1 protein-coding gene is annotated in these 341 nt (G+C 66.6%); it reads left to right on the forward strand.

Features of this window, described 5'->3' with window-relative positions:
* Positions 1-341: ImcF-related family protein (locus NQL71_RS29720; protein WP_274643798.1), on the forward strand; the 341-nt coding region annotated here is incomplete at both ends.

Below are 341 nucleotides of genomic sequence, written 5' to 3' on the forward strand. Positions count from 1 at the left end.
CCGCCGGGGTCTCGCCGGGGCTGTGGCACGGCCTTTCACCAACACTCTGGCAATTCTATGGCGAGCAACTGGCTTCCCACCCGGATTGGCGCATCGCGGCCGACCCGAAGCGGGTGGCCCAGGTTCGCCAGCTACTGCTCGGCCAGTTGGGCCAGCGCAATGCCGAAGCCAGCCTGTATAAAACCGTCCTCGATGAAGCCGCCAACCATTACCCAGCGTTGAACCTGCAACAGTTGGTCGGCGATACCGAGGCACGGGCTCTGTTCGTCAACACGGCCAGCGTGCCGGGGGTGTTCACCCGCCAGGCCTGGGAGGGCCAGGTGCGCCCGGCCATCGACGCC

This window comes from Pseudomonas serbica, assembly GCF_028823535.1.
Taxonomy (GTDB): Bacteria; Pseudomonadota; Gammaproteobacteria; order Pseudomonadales; family Pseudomonadaceae; genus Aquipseudomonas; species Aquipseudomonas serbica.